The organism is Phyllobacterium sp. RCAM01083, from assembly GCF_055685835.1.
Map to the genome: position 1 here is coordinate 99,854 of NZ_JBVFZN010000002.1, position 19,748 is coordinate 119,601.

13 protein-coding genes and 1 pseudogene are annotated in these 19,748 nt (G+C 53.8%); 6 read left to right on the forward strand and 8 right to left on the reverse strand.

Annotated features, from left to right (window positions below):
- Positions 1-99 precede the first annotated feature (99 nt).
- Entirely contained in the window at positions 100-2,775 is a 2,676-nt protein-coding gene (locus ACZ25R_RS00465; protein WP_472459641.1) for an autotransporter outer membrane beta-barrel domain-containing protein, read from the forward strand.
- A 196-nt stretch (positions 2,776-2,971) separates the two neighbouring features.
- Here the strand turns inward: ACZ25R_RS00465 and ACZ25R_RS00470 are convergent, their stop codons facing one another.
- Complete coding sequence (locus tag ACZ25R_RS00470) at positions 2,972-5,449, reverse strand: glycosyl hydrolase family 28-related protein (protein WP_472459642.1); 2,478 nt, start codon at positions 5,447-5,449, stop codon at positions 2,972-2,974.
- Positions 5,450-5,701: 252 nt separating this feature from the next.
- Positions 5,702-6,982 (reverse strand): acyltransferase family protein, encoded by a 1,281-nt coding sequence (locus ACZ25R_RS00475; protein WP_472459643.1) that lies wholly within the window; start codon positions 6,980-6,982, stop codon positions 5,702-5,704.
- Between the two features lie 571 nt (positions 6,983-7,553).
- On the opposite strand from ACZ25R_RS00475, the gene ACZ25R_RS00480 reads away from it, so the two are divergent.
- Together ACZ25R_RS00480 and ACZ25R_RS00485 are read left to right on the forward strand one after the other, a co-directional pair.
- A complete protein-coding gene (locus tag ACZ25R_RS00480) occupies positions 7,554-8,816 on the forward strand; it encodes a hypothetical protein (RefSeq protein WP_472459644.1) in 1,263 nt (420 codons plus the stop codon).
- Positions 8,816-9,778: an SGNH/GDSL hydrolase family protein gene (locus tag ACZ25R_RS00485; RefSeq protein WP_472459645.1), complete on the forward strand. Its 963-nt coding sequence runs from the start codon at positions 8,816-8,818 to the stop codon at positions 9,776-9,778. Before ACZ25R_RS00480 ends, ACZ25R_RS00485 begins: the two co-directional genes overlap by 1 nt.
- 273 nt (positions 9,779-10,051) lie before the next feature.
- Here ACZ25R_RS00485 and ACZ25R_RS00490 read toward each other — a convergent pair whose 3' ends face one another.
- On the reverse strand, positions 10,052-11,287 hold the full coding sequence (locus ACZ25R_RS00490) for an acyltransferase family protein (protein ID WP_472459646.1): 1,236 nt from the start codon (positions 11,285-11,287) through the stop codon (positions 10,052-10,054).
- A gap of 585 nt (positions 11,288-11,872) precedes the next feature.
- Between ACZ25R_RS00490 and ACZ25R_RS00495 the strand changes: the two genes are divergently transcribed.
- Positions 11,873-12,541 carry an FkbM family methyltransferase gene (locus ACZ25R_RS00495; RefSeq protein WP_472459647.1) on the forward strand — a complete coding sequence of 223 codons (669 nt, stop codon included), beginning with the start codon at positions 11,873-11,875 and terminating at the stop codon, positions 12,539-12,541.
- Positions 12,542-12,771: 230 nt separating this feature from the next.
- On the forward strand, positions 12,772-14,439 hold the full coding sequence (locus tag ACZ25R_RS00500) for a glycoside hydrolase family 140 protein (protein ID WP_472459648.1): 1,668 nt from the start codon (positions 12,772-12,774) through the stop codon (positions 14,437-14,439).
- 165 nt (positions 14,440-14,604) lie between these two features.
- Here the strand turns inward: ACZ25R_RS00500 and ACZ25R_RS00505 are convergent.
- A pseudogene (locus ACZ25R_RS00505) lies at positions 14,605-14,794 on the reverse strand (NADP-dependent oxidoreductase); the annotation flags it as partial.
- Between ACZ25R_RS00505 and ACZ25R_RS00510 the strand changes: the two are divergent.
- Positions 14,735-14,953: a hypothetical protein gene (locus ACZ25R_RS00510; protein WP_472459804.1), complete on the forward strand. Its 219-nt coding sequence runs from the start codon at positions 14,735-14,737 to the stop codon at positions 14,951-14,953. The pseudogene ACZ25R_RS00505 and the gene ACZ25R_RS00510 overlap by 60 nt on opposite strands.
- Positions 14,954-14,993: 40 nt before the next feature.
- Here ACZ25R_RS00510 and ACZ25R_RS00515 read toward each other — a convergent pair whose 3' ends face one another.
- From ACZ25R_RS00515 to ACZ25R_RS00530, 4 genes are all read right to left on the reverse strand, one after another.
- Entirely contained in the window at positions 14,994-15,764 is a 771-nt protein-coding gene (locus ACZ25R_RS00515; RefSeq protein WP_472459649.1) for a pyrroline-5-carboxylate reductase, read from the reverse strand.
- 273 nt (positions 15,765-16,037) lie between these two features.
- The gene (locus tag ACZ25R_RS00520; RefSeq protein WP_472459650.1) at positions 16,038-17,336 is read right to left on the reverse strand and encodes an MFS transporter; all 1,299 of its coding nucleotides are present in this window, start codon (positions 17,334-17,336) and stop codon (positions 16,038-16,040) included.
- Positions 17,337-17,378: 42 nt separating this feature from the next.
- Positions 17,379-18,314, reverse strand: a complete 936-nt coding sequence (locus tag ACZ25R_RS00525; protein ID WP_472459651.1) for a dihydrodipicolinate synthase family protein — start codon at positions 18,312-18,314, stop codon at positions 17,379-17,381.
- Positions 18,311-19,615, reverse strand: a complete 1,305-nt coding sequence (locus ACZ25R_RS00530) for an MFS transporter (protein ID WP_472459652.1) — start codon at positions 19,613-19,615, stop codon at positions 18,311-18,313. The genes ACZ25R_RS00525 and ACZ25R_RS00530 overlap by 4 nt, the downstream gene beginning before the upstream one ends.
- Positions 19,616-19,748: the final 133 nt, after the last annotated feature.

Here is a 19,748-nt window from a genome sequence, read left to right on the forward strand (position 1 = left end):
AGTTAGCTTTGACTCGCGCTAAGAATGAGTTCTATATCGTTGGACAAGGCTGGAGGGGAAATCCAGATGCGTCAGCCTCACTTGGGGGGAAGAATGGGCATGAACCTGCGTAAAGGACTGCGTGTATCGACTGCACTGACTGCGGTCCTGCTTTCTGGAACTGCTTATGCTGCCAATACGACCTATTCGGGCAATAGTTCGGCGAACAACGACACCATCACCAACAATTCCGGCGATTTCACAACGTTTCGAGATACAAGCCAAGGCGGCACCGCAACTATTACGAACAACACCGGCGGCGAGACGGATTTCATTAATAGCAGCACGGCTCAGAATGCGACAATCAGCAATCTGGGCGGTCTGACGCTCTTCAGCAATTCCAGCAATGCTGGCAGCGCGACCATAACCAATGGCACCGCGGGACTTACGCGGTTTTTCAGCGGGACAACCGCCCAGAACGCCACCATCATAAACAACTCGGGTGGCACGACCCGATTCGAGGGAAACAGCAGCGCAGGCAGCGCCCGCATCACAAATAATGCGGGTACGCTAGTATTCTTTGATACATCCACCGCAGGCAATGCCACCATCTCCAATGCTACTGGCAGCACGACATTTTTTGTCAATGCAACCACAGCAGCCAACGCCGCAATCACCAATAATGGTGGCAATACGGAATTCGACAACACCAGCGTGGCCGCCAGCGCATCAATTACCAATCTCAACAACGGTCGAGTTACGTTTTTTAATACAAGCAACGCTGGCAACGCCACGATCACAAACAACAATACCGGTCTGACGCTCATTCGCGGAACCAGCTCAGGTGGAAATGCCACAATCACCAGCAATAGTGGTGGTCGAACGCTCTTTGCCGATAGTGGCTCTGGCGGCAATGCCAGGCTGATTGCAAACGGCACGGGTCTGGTCGATTTTTCCAACGGGCCAGCCACCAACACTGCGGGTTCCCTCGAAGGCAGCGGCCAGTTCTTTCTCGGCGGCGTGACATTGACGGTCGGCTCAAACAATCTTTCGACCGGAGTCTCCGGAACCATTCAGGATGGGGGGTCTGGTGGTGGAACGGGTGCCTCGCTGGTCAAAATCGGCACTGGCAAACTGACACTGTCGGGAAACAATACATATACCGGTGGCACCACCGTTCAGGCCGGGACGCTGTCCGTCAATGGAACCCTGGCCGGGACGCTTCAGGTTTTGAATGGCGGTATTCTCGCGGGCACGGGCACGATTGGAAACACGACGATTGCCTCCGGCGGCATGATTGCACCAGGCAATTCAGTAGGCACGCTCCATGTCAATGGAAACATAACCCTTGCCGCCGGATCGGTCTATGATGTTGAGATCGCGTCGACGGGCGCTTCAGATCTCATCGCCGCCACCGGCGTTGCAACGCTTCAAGGCGGGTCGGTATCGGTAGCCGAACTCGATGCCGCAACCAACTATCAGACAGGTCAGACCTACCGGATCCTCACCGCGCAAGGGGGCGTCAGCGGGACGTTTAATCCGAGCGTCATGACCAATTCGGCCTTTCTTGACGCAACGTTGACCAATACCCCCAACGCGGTCGATCTGACGATCGCAGTCAAGCAAATGTCGGGTGGTGGTGGCGGCAGTACAGGCCCATTCCCGATCGCTGCCATCACTAAAAATCAGATTGCAACCGCAGGGGCTCTCAATACCTTGCAGCAGAGCGGCGCCTCACAGGCACTTTACAACAAACTGCTTGTCCTGGACGCAGCCTCAGCGCGCACCGCTTTCGACGCCTTGTCGGGCGAAATCTACGCCTCCGCAACAACAGCACTGGTCGAGGACAGCCGTTTCATCCGCGATGCGGCGACCAACAGAATCCGAGCAGCCTTTGACGGCGTGGCTGCGAGCTCTATACCGGTCATGGCCTATGGCGAAGGCGGACCGCAGAGCACAGCCGCCTTGAGCGAACAATTCAGCATATGGGGTACGGGTTTCGGCAGTTGGGGTTCGGCGGACAGCAATGGAAATGCTGCCAGCCTTGACCGCTCGACCGGCGGTTTTCTCATCGGAGCCGATGCTATTGTCGTCGACAACTGGCGTCTCGGACTGCTTGCCGGTTACAGTCACACATCCTTTAGTGTCGACGATCGAAACTCTTCCGGTGATAGCGACAATTACCATCTCGGTGTCTATGGCGGATCACAATGGGGCAATCTCGGCTTCCGGGCGGGAGCAGCCTATAGCTGGCATAATATCGGCACCAGCCGCTCGGTCGTTTTTCCTGGATTCACAAACAATCTATCCGCAGATTATGATGCCGCCACGGCACAGGTCTTTGGTGAGTTCGGCTACCGCATCGATACAAATCGCGTTGCCTTCGAGCCTTTCGCTAATCTCGCCTATGTCAATTTCAGGAACGATAGCTTCAACGAGAGTGGTGGCGCAGCTGCCCTTGCCGGCAGCAAAACCACCACGGACACCACGTTTACGACGCTGGGCCTCCGAGCTTCAACGGACTTCGTGCTGGGTGGCATGACATCAACCGCGCGTGGCATGCTGGGGTGGCGTCATGCATTCGGCGACACAACCCCCGAATCAAATCTCGCCTTCACTGGCAGCAACGCCTTTGTGATTTCCGGCGCGCCGATTGCCGAAGATGCATTGGCTCTCGAGGCAGGGCTTGATTTCAAGCTCTCATCTCGTGCAACTCTCGGCATTTCTTACAACGGTCAGCTCGCCAGCAAAGCCCGGGACAACGCATTCAAGGCAGATATCTCGCTCAAGTTTTGATAAGAGAAGAATATTACGAAACAAACTCAGCGCCGCCGATCCATAGGCAGCTGTCGACAGCGCAACGGTATTTGAGGCGGCCACGACCCGTTATCGCGATATCTCCGAAGGCATTGGACCGCATGTTTGTGTGCGAGGTAAGCCCGTCGATGTCATGGAAAATTTCGGCATACTCCCCAAAATTGGGATGAGACGTTTATTTTGGCGGACCGGCGTTGCCCGAAGCAAATCCCGTCCACGTTGAGCCTATATTCAACCAGGTGTTCTTGGGTTGCAATGTCAAGAAACCCACGCTTCCAGACAAGGGTGCGGACCCGCGATCGAAAACATTCTTGTAAAGGATCGTATTGTATTTGCGCGCACTATACAGGGACGGGGGAATGAAATGACCATCATAGGTCCACAGGAGGTGAAAGGCATCAATGAAGCCGTAGCGAAGATTCGTGAACCGGTTTCCTTCGAAAACCGTACCGTTGTAATCGGCACCTTTGTAACCCCAAGAATCATATTCAACGCCAATATGGGCCAGATTGTTGAATGTGTTCTTGCGGTAGATATTGCCAAGACCACCCCAGACACCAGCAGTCCCTGACTCAGTAAAGGTGGTGCCGACGTAAAGACCACTATTGCTGTCGGTAATTACGTTATTCGAATACTGTAAGAAATAGGGACTTAGTCCGCGTGTCGACGTCAACGCTACCGTCATCATGCCGTGGCGCATCTGAGAGACATGATTGTGATCCACAACGGCATCGTACACGTTCCCAAAAAGCAGAACGGCAGTGGAGTCCGAATCGTGTTGATCGTAGCCTGAGCGTCCCTGGAATGTATTGTTGTAAATCGCGACATGCGAAGCGGTAGAAGCCCGCGCGACTTGGCTCGATCTATCGGGGATTACATTCCATGGCGCGTCCAGGCTTGCAGTATTGTTGCTCACCGAGACGATGTGACGGCGCTGTCCGGCACCCCTGCCGGCGACGATGACGAGATCGTCCCCGCCAGCTTTCGCTGAGGGGGACACCGAAATGAAGGAAACTGTATTTGCGGTGGCTTCCTTGAAGCCAGCCATCAGTTCGCTCGTGACGACCTCGAAGCAGATCTGTTCGCCCTTGTTGCAGTCTACCTTCGTGCAGTCATGTGGAGCCGCCCGATGGGATATGTTGTCGCCCCAATACAGGTTTTCCATGCTGCCGAAATGGCCTTGCCCGACAAAGAACCGGCCGATGCCCTGCCCGTCATCGCGGCTTTCATCGGCATTGGCAAGGTCGTTGCCGACCATCGAAAGATCACGCCCGCCGGAAAGCCAAACGACAGATTCACCATAGCCTGTCATGCGGAACCGATTGTTGGTCATAAAAATTTGCCGGCTGCTTCCATAGAAGGATCCGTTTTCGATCAATTCGGAGGCATCGATATAAAACCCCGAGGCATTGTGTGCTTCGAGCGCCGGCACCCCCCAGGCTTTGATCCGCACGGATTGCAGCCGCAGATTTGAGGCTGACGGCACCAGCAGCAGTGGATGAGAATCCGTTTTTCCATTGGCATTGAGCGTGAGTTTCTCGAACTGCACATTCTGCTGGGCGCCACCAACCATGCTGCCATTGATATTTTTGCTTAGTTGAATTTCCGTGGAATCCATGCCGTCGCCCAACCAACGGACGTTGCTTGGGGCCTGGAGTGCGGACTCCACAAGGTAGGTTCCAGATGGAAAGTAAACGGTAGAAGGGGCAGCATTTCCCGCCGCAGACAAGGCCGCCTCAATGGCCGCGGTGTCGTTGGCGCCATTTGCGACCGCACCAAAACTCTTCACATTGAAAATCTGCTGATCTTGACCGGCCCACGGAGCTTGGCTCAGAACAGTTAAAGCCAAGGGGCCGCTCCAACCGAAGCGGCCGCCATGGCCGTTGTGGCTCCAAACTTCATAAGAACCGGCCGCCAATTCGGGAACCTTGAAATCAACCTTGAACGGATTGACCGAAATCGGCGTCACATATCGACCGGCACCAGCAGCCGGTTTAATATAGACAAACGATCTCGATGTGCCATTGGAACTGGACAGATTCCGGCCGTAGATTGAAACTATTGTACCGGAAGGCGCATTGCCTGGGCCTATCCACCAAGCCTCAGTGCGATTGATGGCGAAGGCCTTGCCGCGAATTCCGTCGCGCTCTGGCCAGATCAGGTACATCGACCAAGAAGGTAACGAAGCCGGCAGCAGCACCGTCGCCACCGTCTCATCGGCGCGCAAGGCATTGATCGAAATCACCGATCCATTTTGTGCGGAGGGCGCTTGAGAAAAGACTTCGAAGCGAGATGGACCATCCAACTTCACACCCGTCATTGAAATCACCTCGTCGCGATCCGCCGTCCTGGAAATCTCTGCAATCGTTGGACCGGCGGGATTGGGCGCGTTGGCGGGAGGGTCGAAACTATCCACTTCGCTGGGCAGTGCCGGCTCCGGGTTGGGTACTGGAAAGCCAAAATCGCCGGGTGTCGCTCCGACTTGTGCAACTTGCCAGGACTTCTCCGGCGATGTGTCGCGATGCGACGATCTTACATCGTTAAGGTTTACGCCGGACCACGAATTAGCGGCTGCTCGCGCGCTCGCCGAAAGACATGCTAACGCCATTGAGCCCATAACTAAAAGAAAAAGGCATTTTGCGAATTGACTCATACCTCATGTCCGGTCGCTGGGGGATATTTCGTTAGCGCGCAAAAACCAGAAAGGCTGTGCCACCAACCTTGCGATGTCGCTGATATCGGCGTTTCGAGCACCGACGAATAGATTCTAGCGGGTCGACTTCAGTTACTCGATATACCTGATGAATCCTGATCCTCGTGTCACAGGTGCGAGCTCTCGATTGACGTTCACTCATGCAAACACGCGCCAAAGGTGCGCGTTCCATTTCAGTGGCTTGCGCCGTGATCAGGCATCTTTTCTCTTCATCAATTTACTCGGCTCCAGTCCCACCGGAAGCACTAAGTTTTCGCGCATGGCTACTGAGGTGTCATCTGCCATCGCGGCTGTTAGGACCTCGCCCTTGGTTCGAGCATTCGCAATTGCCTGAAAAGCCGTGACGGCAATGAATCCAGCCGCAGAGGCAGCAAAAGTAAAAGTTCGTTGCAGCGCTTTTCTCAGCCGTGTCTCCAAATATTCCGAGATCAAGAAAGAAAGACCAAGCACCGCGATAATTGCAATTCCGGTATTGAGATAGCGCGGAAAGTCGAAAAGCCATTCCATGACGGCGTAGACGAAGTTCCCGGCTATGAAATGGGTGAGGTACAGGGGATAGGTTAAAAGACCGATTCTCCGCGCCGGGTTATGAAATCTGGCAGAAATCTCCGATTGCGCTGTCTTTGTACTAATGAAGAGAAGAACCACGGACAAAACCAGAAAAGCGAAGGGCAGGAGGCACGATGACGATGCGCCATTGTCCTTATAGGTTTCGTAGATCAGAGCATTCGAATTGCTTATCTGTAGATAGCCCGCCAATATTCCGGCTAGCGTGAAAAGAGATGCGATGGACCTGTTGCGCGCGTCCATGAACCTTGAGATGACGATCCCCATGCCGAAATAAATGCCGTGCACCAGAAGGAAGCGGCGCGCAAGTGACATGAGGATACTTGAGGCAACTATCTCCGGAAACAGCGTGGCGGAAATCCAGAAAAATGCCGAAAGTGTTATGAGGAAATAGCCGAAATAGAGTAAATTCTTCTTATCAAAGACAACAATGAATAGGCTAACAAGGAGATAGAATACCAGTTCAAGCATGATCGTCCAGATAACGCCGTCGACATAGGGACCAGAAGGCAACAGAAGAGCCGAGTGGGTGTACATCTGGATAATCTGGGATAGTGGGAAAAGTCCAAATACGAAAAATAACATCGCCCCGATCCATGAACACAGCCATAGGCAAGGTAAAATCCGCAAAAGCCGATTTTTGAAAAATTCAATGCCGGAAGATGCTCTTTCAACGCTAATTGATATAATATAGCCAGAAATCAAAAAGAATATTTGAACACCGATGTATCCGGTAAACCAAATTGGATGTAGCACACTATAAAAGGGTCTCGTATTGCCGCCTGGAAAGAAATCAATCCAAAGCCCGTTTTGCGAATTTGTCCCGACAAGGTGATACATTACCACCAGGAGTGCGGCGCAAAGGCGGATTACATCAGGGATTGGATAGTTGCTGGAAGCCTTCATGATTTCTTGTGACCAACCTTCCCGGATGTTGTTGGGCTTCCTCTGTTAGGCCCCAAAGCATACAAAGGAGCGGAATTCGGAAGCAAGGTCACTATTCGGACTGTGGCATATCCGTTCGGATGAATTTCAAGTTGTTCGTTGGGATGTAAAACCAAACTGACGGCTTGCTGTACCCGGGGCTGGTTTGGATATTCCGGGCTGTGCCGGATATATGAGCTTTTATTCTGCCCGACCCGCTGCGACAGATATTCCCATTGCCGTTCCACCGCCAGGACTTAAACCTGGACATAGGCCCTGGGCCTTCAACTTGAGAAACCGGCATGCCCGTCATTGGGACACAAGTTCGTCAACGCCGTAATCCAATCAGACACAGCAGCGGAAGGCTGCGTTTGCGGCCTCGCCGCGCATCATCTTGTCAAACAACAGGAGCACTGCCTTTCGAGGGGCAGACCCTGCCGGATGACATGTGGAGGGATTCCCCGGTCCATTGTTGCACCACTACGCCTTATGACCGAATTGATTTCAATTCCGCTTCCATATTGAATCAATCAACACAACTTTGAGCGAAAAGATGACCTGGTTTATCATTTGGTTGCTTGTAATACTTTGTTCTGGAATGTTGGTTCACGGGCTCCTTGTGCCCGGGCGATTTTATCAGTACCCTTTTTTTGCTGCTGGAATATTCCTCACCTTTGTGCTGCCGCAATTGCCGGGTCTCGCCAACAGCCGATTTATACCGGAAGCGGCTCTGATCAAGACACTGATTTTCTCATTCTTTTGTCTTGCAATGTGCGGAATTGGATGGCGCTTTGGTGTGCGGTCGAAGACGCTAAAGGATCATGTCTTTAGCGAGCCACATTTGTTGCTAGCCGCAGCCTTTCTATCGCTTGTCGGAGCATATTTCTTTTTTAAGTTTGGGCGTTTGCCCGACGAAGAACGCTTACGCGGCATATTGACGGGTACAGCTGTGGCATATTTGTTTTTTGCCAAATTACTTACATATGGTTTTGCGCTTGCCCTCCTATGCTTTGCGCGTCGAGCCTCAATACCAGCACTGTGTATAATATTGTTTGATACGCTTTTTTATCTGGAGCGGATTGTCATTGCCGGGCGGCGGGGAGAAACGGCCGAGTTTTGTCTTCTTATCGCACTTGCTTTTTGGTTTCAAAAGCGATGGGCTGCGCCGCGCATTGCTGTTGTTGGTGGCCTCGCATTCAGCATTGTGGGCTTGCTCGGGGCTGGAGAATATAGAGAAGCGACCTACTATGAACAGCAGGGCTGGGGCGCAGTAGCCAATATCGATCTCGCAGGCAATTGGAATCGGATGCTGAAGGAAGGCGGCCCCGAGATGACCAACGCCGTGGTTGCAATTGATCACGTCGATCAGAGCCAAGTACTCGACTTCGGCATCGAACATTGGAATTCTCTGGTATTTAGTTACGTGCCCGCCCAGTTAGTGGGGACGGATTTCAAGCGGTCTCTCATCATCGATATGGCGCCCATATACGGCAAGTTCTATTTTCCAGGCATTGGCTCAACATCGACTGGTATGGCGGACGCTTTTGCATCGTTCTGGTATTTTGGGTGCTTGAAGTTCTTCCTGGTAGCGTATCTTATGGGGCGGCTGTATGACTCTGCATTGAGGGGCAATACGGCAAGTCAAATAATCTATATGCTATCGGCTGTGCCCTCCATTCTCGTAGTAAGCCACTTCACAAACGAAATCGTCATCGCATGGGTTCACATGGCGGTTTTCCTTGTTCCCGCGCTCTACTATGCTCGCGTTACAAACTACGTAGCACCTCCCAACTTAGGCAAGATTAGGCTTGGATAATGAAGAATGCATTTGCTCGGCGCAGACTTTTCCTAGCTGTCACCATAGTGATCCTTTTGACGATCGGTACGGAGATTGGCCTTCGGTTAGCGGTCGGATTAGGTAACCCTCCCTTATTTCAAAGCGACCCACAAATTGGTTACATGATGGTTGCGAACCAGGAGGTTTACAGATTAGGAAATCGAATAAAAGTTAATGCGTTTCATCAACGCTCAGACGATTTGACAGCGCTTCCCATGGACGGAATCGAGCGTTTGTTCTTTCTGGGGGATTCCATCACCTTTGGTGTTACCGGTGTCGATCAAACGGAAATTTTTTCCGAGTTGGTGGGTGCGGATCTTCGTGAGACAGGTCAGAAGATTGAGGTGATGAATGCCTCCGCGGCGTCATGGGCCATTGGCAACGAACTTGAATATGTTCGGCGCTTCGGCACGTTTGGCAGCAAGATTGCCGTTTTGGAAATAGGTTCTGCCGACCTGCTTCAACCAACCAGTGTTGGCGACGGTGTTGGCGTGAATGCTAGTCAGCCCGACCGAAAGCCTTTCAGCGCCATAAACGAACTATTTGACAGAATCCTGATACCGCGGATTGCCGAAATCTTGGGTTATCAACCTAGCGATAATGAACCGGTCAGCGTTGAAGATCGAGCCAGGCAGTTCGAAGAAAACATGCAGCACTTCGCTGACTTGGTAGCAACTGTCAGACAACAAGGATCCTTGCCTTTGGTTGTCATGATGCCTGGGCTACCCGAGATCGTACAAAACCCATTTCAACGATATGTGCCCTATCGAGATAGCTTTCGCAAATACCTCCAACAATTGAATGTGCCATTTGTCGATATGTCGGTTGCTTGGCACAACGATCCTAACGCCAAGTCCTATTATACCGATGGAACGCATCTGACGGCTGCCGGAAACCGGGCTGTCAGCAAGGAAATAGTGGCAGCCATCAAAAGGATGTAGCAGGGTATTTCGGCCTGCATGAGTTGTCGGCCGAGGCGAGGATTTTGCTGGTGGCCGAGCGCCGCTGATTACCCGACTCTAGGGAAAAAGTCGAAAAGTCACACGCTCGCTGTCTGATTGACGACACAGCATCTTCCTTACAAATTGGCAGCGAGACCTTCATTGCAAAAGCAGCATCGGCGACGGGATCGATAGCAGCGGAAAGCGGTGACACTAGACCACCCGGTCGACGACCGAGGTGTGTTGAACTCTTGAGTGCCGCACCAACGCCGCTTACTTGGCAACTTCGTTGACCAGGGTTGCATCGTCGGATTTGTGAGCCTTTGGCCTGAGCAACGCGATCGGCATCCGTTCGCGCTTGTAGACGAACAATCCCTTCAACTTCAAAAACTGCTTTTCATAAAGGTTCCAGGAAAGCCACGCAGCAGCAACAAAAACGAGGAGGCACACACCTATATAAAGCAACAACGCAATGGATTCTGGAAGCTGCAGCGCAGCAAATGGCGTTGCAGGCAGTTGTGGCAGAATGAGATGGTGGAGTACATAAAGACCATAACTGTATACGCCGAAAAAGCGAAGCAGGCGACTGCTGAATATCCGGCGGACCAGCGGATTTGGGTAACCCGGCAAACACATCACCAGCAGGCCACCCCACCCGAATGCGAGAATGGAGAACCCGAATGTATTGACGAACCGATCACTGAACCAAATGCCATCTCGGGCGACAAAAACTGCCGACATAGACACGAACGCCGCAACTGTACACCACGGTGCAGCTGCGTAGAGCCCAGAAGGGGCCGAAGACTGGCGTACCGCCAAAGAAATCAGCGCACCGATTGCAAGGGTATCAATGCGCGCCGGGGTCAATGTGTACGAGGCGCCATTCGGCAAGTGTAGCATGGCCATCATCAAGCGAAATGCCAGTGCACCCAAAACCAACAAAATGCAAATTTTGAAAAATCTGTTCCGTGGACAGAAAAAAACAACGAAAGGCCACAGCAGATAGAACTGTTCTTCGACTGCCAAAGACCAAAAATGTACGAGCGCCAACCAGTCCACGTTAAAAAAATGCGCTCCGCGCGCGGCCACAAATCCCCAATTGATCGAAAATGTCCAGAAATACAGCTGATGGTCTGAGATAAATTGCAATTTGGGAGTGTTGTAGAGCCCAAAGACCGGGAGGATGACGAAAACAACGATGAGAACGCCGTAGTATAAAGGAAAAATGCGCAGGACTCGTCTGCCGAAAAACGCCTTGAAAAAATTTGTACTGCCCTTGTTGTCCAACAATATCCCAGTAATAAGAAAGCCTGAGAGGACAAAGAAGAGATCGACTCCCGACCAGCCCACACCGGCTAGTTTGTAGAGAAATGCCTTGTCCCCGGCCTCGAAGGGATATCCGAGCACAATGTGAAAAATCATCACGAGCAGTACCGCGAAGCCCCGTAGACCATCCAAAGCTGCCAAGTGGTTTTTCTCGGCTTTGGTGTCGTTTTCCAAAGAGTCCATCGCTTTGGCTGCTCCTGATATCCGTTGAACCCAACGCGTCCGAACCTCAGATCGTAGGTGCCAAGTCAAGCGATCACCATTTGAATAAAAGGTGCAGGCGCTTCATCCGTTAGTGGTGTGAATCAAACCAGAGATTTGCACGGTATGGGCGGCTGACATGGATCGAATCTCCCGCTGGCTCAGCGGTGCATCGATTGATCAACGCGATTTTCTCATGCCGTATGAGTTTGTTCTTAACTGGCATTTTCCGATTCGCTCGAAGTTTACGTTCAGAGATGATCGTCTGGATCGACGACAACATGGGAAGCGGCTGCATGCACAATGGCGATGCCAAATGCGGCCCCGGTGTCGCTCACTGCCGGAGCCAACGTCCCGGGGGTATTCAGTACGTCTTTCGGTCAACTGGACAGACTTTCACACCCTATCTAGTCTGGCGGCAGCGGGACGGAGATTTGAGAGATGTCGCAGCGAACGGTGTTGGATCGGACTAGGGACATGGGCCGCCTGTTCTCCGAGTTCGGCCCTGGGATGCAACCCCTGAGGTTCCTTTGGGCTCTGGCCAACGGGAAGTCCCAGGATCGCCGGATGTCGTTCCGTGTGCGGTCGTTGGGGTCCCGCCCCGTATCCGTGCGCCCGGGCACGAGCGACCTCGTCGTGCTTTATGAGACATTCGGTGCCTCTTACGACATGCCGCCAAAAATCCTTTCGCCGGAAACGACAACACGCATCTGGGATCTTGGTGCCAATATCGGCCTGACCGTGGCCCGCTATGCCGCGGCATTTCCACGAGCCAGGATCAGCGCGGTGGAGTTGGATGCAGCCAATGCCGATCTCGCCCGCAACAATGTCATCGCCTTCGCTCCGCGCTGCGAAGTCATCACCGGAGCCGTGTGGATCGAGGACGGTACGATCCAGTATGTCATTGATGAGGGCATGGAACACGGAGCGCACGTGACTGGCGGCACTGCGGGCTCTCGGACACGGACGTCGCCGGCTTGGTCGCTCAACACCCTTCTCAAGGATGACGCGCGCGTCGACTTTATCAAGATGGATATCGAAGGCGCGGAAGCCTTGGTCCTCAGGCAGAATACCGAATGGGCGGGCAAGGTCGCTTGCCTCAAGGTCGAATGCCACACACCCTATACGGTTACGCAAGCTGCTGCCGACCTCGAGGCGCTTGGCTACGATGTCGTGCAGGACTCGAAGCACTGGGCGTCAGTGCTCGCGTTCAGGCCGGACCTGCTTGCCAAATAGCGCGACTGATAAGAGCGCACAAATGCCGCAACAGAGCTCGAATTCGCGTATAGCCTCACACTCAAATTGATCGTTGAGGCTATGAGCCAATTGTTCAATACACTTGATCACGCAGGCCTGCAAAGACATAAACAAGCGATCAATTACTATAGAGATACCAATCTTAGGGAACGAGTTTCATTGGTGCTACTATGCGCAGGGGCCAAAGTTTTTGAATCGGGATTTGGCTTATGGCCATCTACTTCGAAAAGTCGAACCAGCTTTGCGGGCCGTCGCATCATCGCATTTCCGGTGGCACGCATACCTATGCCAGGGGTGAGATTCAGCATCCAATGCTGTTACCTGGTCATGCCTGGGATGCCGATGGCAATGAATACGAACGCAGAAGGGGAAATCACGCTGTCAAACGAGGCCAAGCGGATCAACCGGCACTTGAGATACCCGTGCGTCAGCCCGCGCATGGCTTGGCAATTGTCTGGTTAAGCGCTCTTCGGAAACGGTTTTCCGTTGCTTCAGCATACGACCTGCTCCAATCCGCGATCTCGAATTGGCGGCCAACGGCTGATCTCGGCCGGAAATACATTTGCCGACTGTTTCTGTTGTTCGTGTCTCTTTACCCATTTGCCGCCAATGCGCAACATACAATATTTCCGCTGCGCATTTCTGAAAATCACCGCTATCTGGAAGATGCAACAGGCCGGCCTTTTCTCATTACGGGTGACTCCGCATGGTCATTGATCGGTGATCTTTCGCGCGAAGATGCCGACAAATATCTCGCGGACCGCCAACACCGCGGCTTCAATACGCTTATTATCGGGTTAATCGAGCATAAGTTCAGCCGCAACGCGCCGCGCAACTTTTACAAACGCGCTCCTTTCGAAGAAAATGCTGCCTTCTCCCAGCCGAATGATGCCTATTTCGATGACGCCGACTGGATCCTGCAACAAGCCCGAGACCGTGGCTTCCTGGTACTGCTAACCCCTGCCTATATGGGGGTGAATGGCGGCGCCGAGGGCTGGTACCAAGAAATGCAAGCAGCGGGGCCTGACGTGCTCAAGTCCTACGGACGTTATCTTGGCAAACGCTACAAGAAATATAACAACATTATCTGGGTACAGGGCGGCGACTTCGATCCGCCGGACAGGACTCTGGCGAACGCCCTTGCCGAAGGAATTGCAGAGACGGATCCCGGCGCGTTCCAGACTATTCATGCAAGGCTGGATACGGATGTCGCATTGAATTGGAAAGCAACCTCTTGGCTAACCCTCGATACTATCTACACCTATGGAGACGTGGCAGCGAAATCCCTTCTCCGCTACATCACAGGACCGGTCACCCCATTCTTTCTAATTGAAAGCATCTATGAAGGCGAACACAACGCTTCCGAGCAGAACATTCGAGCAAACGCCTATGGTGCGATCCTGTCAGGCGCGTGCGGCCAGATCTTCGGCAACAATCCCATATGGCATTTTGGTGGCCCTGGTGTTTTTGAGCAGCCGAAGACTTGGCAGGAATCCCTGGCAAGCCGCGGCGCACAGAGCATGACGCATCTCAAAGCGTTCTTCGACAAAATTGCATGGTGGACACTTGGACCTGAGCAAGGGAAACTATTGGTCGCCCCGAACCCCCTCCTTCCCGGAGAGGCGATCGGCAGCCTGTCAGCGGACGGCACCCTTGCCGTCATCTACCTGTCCGACCGGAGAAGTGTTGCACTCAACATGGCTTCACTCTCGCCGTCAGCGCAACAAGCGCACTGGTTTGACCCTTCCTCCGGCAAACTCAGCGAAGCAGTACCGAAGAATACTGACAAGGCCGGCATCACAGAATTTCAAGTACCTCAAGAACGAAATTCAGCGGGTTTCTCTGATTGGCTGCTCATGGTGACTAATCGCAACTGATGACGCCAGCTTTAGAGCTGCGTTCACCACGGAACCCTAGTTTGATCCATCATGATCGGCGTTGGCGCAGCACTCAAGGACCGGCGCCGAAGGCTATTGGACTTGCCTATCCGCAAAGTCGTGTGGAGCCCGGTAGAGAGCGCATAAGCTGACTTGTCAGTTCGTCGACAGCGGATAAGTGCTATCCAGGACGACACGGATCGTTCCGCCGTCAAGCAAGGGTGCGACTTCCGTCAACTGGGCTCCTTTCGAACGGACCTGGGCCGCCGAGAGCATCGAGGACAAGATCAATGTCATGCGCAACGCCTTCGGGAGGCGTTTTGGTGTAATCGATAAATTCGTCTGCCCTGATGTCAACGGTGCTGAAAAAGCGAACCATGGAGTAGACTTCATCTCCGACCGCGAAGCCCTGAACATCATCAGCGACGACATCTCGGTACCGGCTCAATACTCCCCAATGGCGCCGTTTGAATCTTCCCAGTTCGACCTGCCACCGTGGTACATCTTGCGGTGATTCCTGCGCGCTGCAACGCCTGGCAGCTGTTCGGCACACATTAGCGCTGCTCTATGCGTTTGAGTACGGATTCAAGAGCCAGCGTCAGAGCCTTTGTGCCGCCGTTCTCGGTAAACTCCGTGAAGACCTGCTCATTCAGACCGCCCTTTGTCGAAAAATCGGACGCCATCGCCTCGAACGATCGCTCCTCCGATGCGCCCGTTGCGTGGGACAGGCCCCCAAACAGCTGCCTTAAATAGGTGCTCGCTTGGTCATAGGACATTCCTTCCGCTTCAAGCCAGCGGGCGCTTGTTTCCAACAGGCCGAAATATGTAGCCATCAACGCACTCGCCGCGCCAAAAAGATCGTACTGCTTGAGGTCCTTTGCCTGGACTGCGGTTCCCAACGACGAAAACAGATCAGCTATCTGGTCATGAGGTGGATATATGGCTGTGGCTCCCTGCAGATCAGCCACGAAAGGAAGAGGAATTGCCCGGGTAATCGTGACGGGCGCGTCAATCCACCTGGCAAGCGCTTCGATTTGGACAGCGGCAATAAAGCTCACCACATGTTGATCGTCGCGAAATCTGAGTTCCCCGATCACTTCCTCGGCAATTTGCGGTCTCACCGCAAGAAACACGATGTCGGTGCTGTCAACCACATCCTGGTTGTCTTTTCCGACGCGCACGATCGGAAACATCCCGTCAAGTCGGGAAGCGACGCTTGAACTGCGAGGCGAGACAACAAGGGTTTCGACATCGGATCTTGATTTCATTAGGCCAGTCACGACCGCCTCAGTTATCGCACCGGATCCGATGAATCCCAGTCTCATGAGCTTCCCTCTCATTCGCATTGCGTTATCGCGTCCACAGTGGTCAATCAAATGAAACCCGCTATGGCGACCATTGACAGACTAATGGTCTCCCGGAGGCGGGTCCAGCCACATCCATCCGCGACAACAGCATATCGCCCCCAAGCAAAACAGGAATTGTTGGTTTGTCCGTGCTGCGGCTGCCTGAAGTTGATGTGTTGACGCCGTCGACTGAACCTTTCTCCAATCTTCGATGACCAACCGGGGGGAGTCCAACCATGGCCCGAACCCGCTTCATGAAATTTTCCCGTTTTCTTGAGACTGCTCTTCACCCCGAGAAATCAGCCGCTCGACGATGAATACAAGGCATCCCGCCACCGTCAAACATGCCGCGAGAAAGAACATCGGTGCGATCGTGCTGCCCGTCGCATCCTTTATCCATGGCACGACGTTTTGGGCAATGAACCCGCCCAGATTGCCCACCGAGTTGATCGCGGCCAACCCCGCTGCCGCGCCAGCGCCTCTGAGAAATCGCGAGGGCATGCTCCAGAACACGGGTTGCCCGGCGAATATTCCGCCGGCGGCAAGGCAAAGAAACGCAAACTGCAGCGTCTGATTGGAAATCACTGCGGATAAGACCAGGCAGATCGCGCCAAAAAAGGCTGGTATGACGATGTAAGGCGCCTGCCAGCGTGCCCGCGCCGCCATATGCGGCACCACATAAAGCGCCACAGACACCACCACCCAGGGAATGATGTTCAGAAAACCGTTGGCAACATTGCCGATGCCGAAGCTTTTCAGAACGGTTGGCAACCAATAGCTCAAACCATAGGCCGAGAGCGGAAAGCCGATGAAACATACCGACATGAGCAGGACACGCGGGTCAAGGAGCGCCTTGAATGCATGGCCGCCTTCCGTTCCGAGATTTGAATTCTCGTCGTCGATGCGCTTTTTCAGCCAAGCCTTTTCCGCTGCTGTCAGGAATGTTGCCTTTTCCGGCCGGTCGTCCAGATAGAACCATGTCACGATCCCGGCAATCACCGCAGGAATGCCGGTCACAAGAAATACCCATTCCCAGCCTTTGAGGCCAAGAAGGCCATCCATGGCCAACAACGATCCGCCAAGCGGCGCTCCGATCGCATTGGCCACCGCGCTGAATATCATGAAGAGACCGACCATTGCGCCGCGATAACGCGCTGGATACCACAGCGTCATCAGATAAAGCACGCCGGGGAAAAAGCCGGCCTCACACACACCCAGCAGAAAACGAAGGACGTAAAACATGCCGGCGCTCTGCGTGAATGCCAGCGCTATCGTCACCAGTCCCCATGATACGAGAATTCGGGCGAACCATCGGCTCGCACCGAATTTTTCCAGAAACAGGTTGCTTGGGACTTCAAAGATGAAATAGCCGATAAAAAACAGCGACGCTCCAAGCCCATAGGCGTACTCGCTCATGCCGAGAGCATCGACCATCTGCAGTTTGGCAAAGCTGACATTCTGCCGATCGATATAGGCGATCAGATAGAGGATGCCGAGGAATGGCATCAAGCGCCACGATATCTTGCTTATCAGCTGTTTTTCTACGACCATGATATTCTCCAAGAGGCATTGTGGGTGAAGCAGCCGAATCCATCAGGCCGGCTGTTGCTGGGCGTCCGTTACTGGTGCTTGTCCGAACCGGCCGAGGCGCCGGGCGTGAAGCTGCACCAGCCGCTCACCGAAGGCGGTCGGGCGCATCGCCGGGGCTCGGTCGAAAACCTCGATCCCAGCCCGTGTGGCGAAGAGGCGTTTGCCGTAACACATCAGATGTTCGATTCCCTGCATGACAAATGCCACGGCGGGCAACATCTGCGCGTAAGTATCTTCCGCCGATGCCAGATTGCCGGACCTGTAATCCTTATAGGCCCGTACAGCATAATCGATGATGTCCGGCGCAAGGATATAGCCGGCGCAGCCTCCATTGAGCCCATCGATCAGTTCAAGTCCGCCGCGTCCATTGAAAACTGGAACGCTGCTGCCTATCGCCTGAATGAGGGTTTCGACATCCACAGCCGATGCCTCGGCTTTCAGCAGGCGGATATTGGGGTGACGGGTGGTAAGAGCCGTCATATCCGCTGCCCCGAGGCCGCGGCCCAGAAATGCCGGCGCATTCTGTATGGCGACGGGCAATGACGTGGCATCGGCCACCCTTCCGAAAAAGGCGATGTATTCCTGTGCATTGAAGCTTCCGGCAATGGGCGGCTGGAGGATAACCCAATTCGCGCCCACCCGTTCGGCATGGCGCACCTGCGCGATCTGTTCGGCAACAGACGTGCCGAAGATCGTAAAGGCCAACGGCAGGCGTCCGGCATTGTCCTCGGCCAGCCAATCCATGACCGTCCGCCTCTCATGTTCGGTCAATTTGGCGACTTCCGTCGCGAGCCCAAGCGCAGCGATACCCTGCACGCCGGTCGAAATGGCAATCTCGGTCTGCTTGCGCATGGCTTGGCGATCGAGTTTTTCGTCCCGGTTGAAGAAGGCATACAAGATGGCGTGGATGCCGGAAAAATCATTGGATGTAGCGTTCAAAATTGTTTCCCCAGAATAGGCAATGGCAGATTGGAACGAGCACGGCGTGCAAGGGCAATGCCCAATGTCCCGCCGATGACAAGCGCAGCAGCAACAAGGCCCAAGGCCACATTATAGTTGCCTGTTGCCTGCCGGATGCTGCCTATAACCGGTGGCAGTGCAAGACCGGCGACATTCGCAAGAGCGTTGATCAACGCGATGGAGACAGCAGCGGCAACGCCGGATACATATTCCGTGGTGACAGCCCAGAATATCGGAATGACCGCCCAGTTCAGTCCAACGGAAAGAACGAGCAAGGCGTAGCGGACATAGATGTCACCGGAAAAGACTGCCGCGATGATCGCAACGCCTGACGCGACAAGGGGAAGGCCGAGATGCAGAGCTCTTTCGCCAGTCGCATCGGAATGCCGGCCATTGAGAAACATGAAAATGCAGGCTGCAACAAATGGCACTGCTGAAAGCAGACTGACGATCAGATTGTTGCTGCCCGACAGATCTTTAACGATCAAAGGCATGAAAAGTGTCAACCCGATCGTGCCGAAGGCCTGCAGCAGCCAGAACACCGCCAGCAACCAGATGTGCATATCAGCAAACGCTGCAACCCAGGAGGTCTTGTGCGATACAAGCGCCGCCTGTTCGCTCTGGATCGCCTGTTCCAGACCGCTCTGTTGCTCCGGTGTCAGCCAGCGTGCATCGGCGGGCCGGTCCGGCAGGAACCTGAGGACCAGGAAACCCAACAGGATGGCCGGTACGCCTTCGATGAGGAAAACCCACCGCCAGCCCGAAACGCCCAGTACACCGTGGGCATTCAACAGCAATCCTGAAAGAGGCAAGCCGATAACGGAAGCAAGAGCAGCGCCGATATAGAAGAACGACATGGCATGGGCTCGATCCCTCGATGGATACCATCTGGCAAGGTAGTAGATGATCCCCGGTGTAAATCCGGCTTCCGCTGCGCCCAGCAGAAGACGCATGCCGTAAAGCTGGTAAGCGCTCGTTACCAGAGCCATGCCTGCGGCGATGATTCCCCATGTCACCATGATGCGGGCGATCCACCGGCGTGCGCCAAATCGCGTCAGCGCGATATTGCTGGGAATTTCGAAGACGATGTAGGTGGCAAAGAACAGACCAGCCGCAATCCCGTACATGCGCTCTGTCAGTTGCAACTCCGCGTTCATTCCCAATGCCGCTACGGAGATGTTCGACCGGTCGATATAGGCGACCAGATAAAGCAGCATCACAAAGGGCAAAATGCGTCGGTTGACGCGCCTGATCGCGTCGGACGTGTTGTAAGCAGTCATTTATTCCTCCCCAGAGCCGCTCTCCCAAGCGGCCTATCAAACATCATACGTTTAACATATGATGTTTGATAGGCAAGAAACTTTTTGGAGTTCCACCCCGATTGTGTATGGGTGATGAAGCACGCAACAATTG